We start from the raw sequence: 3305 nt of genomic DNA on the forward strand, positions 1-3305 counted from the left end.
AAGAAATAATAATCAATTGTTAATTAACAATTATTCGTTTACGGTTAACAATTAATTAATTTATATTTGAAACTTCATCATGATTTACCTGATGAAGTTTTTTTTTCTTATGAAAAACAATACCTTCTTTTCGATACTTTTTCTATTTGTAGTTAGCCCGTTTTTTGCACAAACCAAAGTAAGCGGAGTTATAGTAGACAAGGCTAAACAGCCAATCCCTTTTGCAAACGTAGTCTTCAAAGGGTCGAATGAAGGAGTAGTTGCAAATGAAGATGGACATTTTTATTTGGAATCAGCCAAAAATTATACGGAGTTGATAGTTGCTTCGATAGGGTTTTCTGACAAGGAAATTACACTAGAGAAATTGGTAAACTACAATTTTGTGATTCAGTTAAATGAAGTAGAAAACCTGAAAGAAGTAGTTGTTTTTTCTGGAAAAACTTCCAAAAAGAAAAATCCTGCACTAGATATTCTTCGGAAAATTTGGGAAAGAAAACGCAAAAACGGTTTGCGATTATTTGACCAATATCAAATGGAGAAATATGAAAAAGTAGAATTTGACATGAACACTATTGATAGTGCTTTCATGAAAAATAAGATTTTCAAAGGAATGGAATTTGTTTTTAAACAAGTAGACACTTCAGACATTACTGGAAAAACCTATTTGCCAATTTTTATCAACGAATCCTTGGCTGATGTTTACGGGGACAATAAATTGGATAAGAGAAAAGAAAAACTAAAAGCCAATAAAAACTCGGGTTTTGGCGATAACCAACAAATTTTATCTTTTGTAAAAGATTTGTATTCCGAATACGATATCTACAACAACCATCTTAATTTTTTTGATAAAAGTTTTACCAGTCCATTATCAAAAACAGGAGTCGATGTGTACAATTATGTTTTAAGAGACAGCTCTTTTGTAGATAATAAGTGGTGTTACAACATTCTGTTTTATCCAAGGCGAAAAAATGAATTGACTTTCAAAGGCGATTTTTGGGTAAACGACACCACTTTTGCCATCAAAAAAATTAATATGGCGGTAACCAAAAGTGCCAATATAAACTGGGTAAAAGAAATTTATATCGAACAGGAATTCGAAGTGATGAATGATTCGGTTTTCTTGTTAACCAAAGATCACATGATGTCTGATTTTGCTTTGAATAAAAAAGAAAAATCAAAAGGAGTGTATGGCAAACGAACCACTTTTTATCAAAATCACCAATTCAACAAAGAAAAACCAGCTATTTTTTACAAAGAAGAAGTCAATTACAAAGATGATGAAATTTATAAAAAATCAGACGAATATTGGAGTGAAAACCGATTCGAAAACCTAAGTAAAGACGAATTGGGAGTGTATAAAATGCTTGACACCCTTAAAACCGTCAAAAAATTCAAGCAATTGTATAATTTGGTTTCTATTTTAGGAAGTGGTTATGTTCAGTTTGGGCATTTCGATTTTGGACCTATTTTCTCCTCCTTTGGTATAAATGATGTCGAAGGAATTCGATTACGAGTAGGAGGAAGAACTTATTTTGGACCTAACGATACATGGCGTTTACAAGGCTATACAGCTTATGGTTTTGATGATAATAAATTCAAATACGGACTATCGGGCAAATGGATGATTAATAAAGAAAACCGAATTATTATATCTGGTGGAAACCGAAGAGATGTGGAGCAAATAGGCGCAAGTCTAACCAGTACCAACGATATTTTGGGGCGTAGCTATGCTTCCTCGGCATTATTTACAACGGGTAGCAACGGAAAATTGACTAATATAAATCTTAGTAACATTGCAGCAGAAATCGAGACTGTTAAGAATTTGACTTTTCAAACCGGGTTTTCCTACCGAACATTAGTATCTGCTTCATCCAGTTTTAGCTTAGATTATTACACAGATGCTCTCAATACAGTTAAAAGAAGTGATGTGAAACAATCCGAATTCAATTTACAAATAGAATACACACCCAATCGAAAAACAATTGGTTATGGAGTTGAAAGAGATTTTGCCGACAGTCCCTACAGTCGATTTTTTGTTAATTATAGCCACGGATTTAAAGGGTTTTTTAATAGTGATTTTAAATATGAAAAGTTCCAATTGCACTACAAGCAACCCATAATTATTGGGCCATTAGGGCGTTCGAATGTTATTGTAGAGTTAGGAAAAACTTTTGGAACAATACCTTTGGGTTTAATGAGTGTTATTCCAGGAAATCAAACTTATTTTTCGATAGATAATACCTTTAATAATTTGAATTTCTATGAATTTGTAACCGATGAGTACGCTACTTTACAGTGGAATCACAATTTTAATGGACGTTTTTTTTCGAGAATACCCTTTATGCGAAAATTCAATTGGAGAGAAATAATAGCTGTTAAAGCCGTTTACGGAACTATTTCCGACGCCAATAAAGCCATTAACGCTTCTGGTTTAATTTATAAAGCACCCGAAAAGCCCTATTTTGAATATAGCGCAGGAATTGGAAATATTTTTAAAGTTTTAAGGATCGATTTTAGCTGGAGGGGAAATTACAGAAACCTACCAGAATCGCCAAATTTTACCGTGAAAGGTTCGTTTGGATTTTATTTTTAAATTCAGACATTTTCGTCACAGTTTAATAACATAGATAACATAATTTTTTCATTGAAAAAAGATAAGTATTATCTAAGTTTGCAATCATAAATTAGAAAAAATATAAACATGGCAGCAGACAAAATAAATACTTTCGATGTATTGATCGAAATACCTAGAGGAAGTAGAAATAAGTACGAATATGACTTCGAAATAAAAAGAATACGTTTCGATAGAATGTTATTCTCCTCTATGATGTATCCAGCTGACTATGGTTTTTTCCCTGAAACGTTAGCTATGGATGGTGATCCATTAGATGTGTTGGTATTAATAAACGAACCCACTTTTCCAGGTTGTGTTATGGAAGTAAAGCCTATTGGTGTTTTTCACATGGCAGACGACAAAGGACCAGATGATAAAATAATCTGCGTACCTGTTTCGGACCCAATATGGAATTCATTAAACAATTTGTCGGATATAAATCCGCATTTATTAAAAGAAATCGAACATTTCTTTCAAGTGTATAAGGATCTTGAAAACAAAATAGTTGATGTTGAAGGCTGGGGAGATTTGGTGGAAGCATTGGCTATTATTGATGAATGTACAGAACGTTTTAATCAAATTCCCAATAAACCCAAGGGATTATTCTGTATTAAATAAATTTTTCACATTATATTTTCATTAAAAGCAATATTCTAATATGAGAATATTGCTTTTTTAATTTCATTATAGT

The 3305-nt window shown here is 32.2% G+C and carries 2 protein-coding genes; both read left to right on the forward strand.

All coding sequences use genetic code 11. The features are described 5' to 3' along the window. The first annotated feature begins 109 nt into the window (after positions 1-109). Positions 110-2593, forward strand: a complete 2484-nt coding sequence (locus tag ACKVOD_RS07660) for a DUF5686 family protein (protein ID WP_409208884.1) — start codon at positions 110-112, stop codon at positions 2591-2593. A gap of 108 nt (positions 2594-2701) precedes the next feature. Next, positions 2702-3232: an inorganic diphosphatase gene (locus ACKVOD_RS07665; RefSeq protein ID WP_409208885.1), complete on the forward strand. Its 531-nt coding sequence runs from the start codon at positions 2702-2704 to the stop codon at positions 3230-3232. The last annotated feature ends 73 nt before the right edge of the window (positions 3233-3305 follow it).

It is taken from the genome of Flavobacterium sp. (assembly GCF_046155325.1).
Taxonomy (GTDB): domain Bacteria; phylum Bacteroidota; class Bacteroidia; order Flavobacteriales; family Flavobacteriaceae; genus Flavobacterium.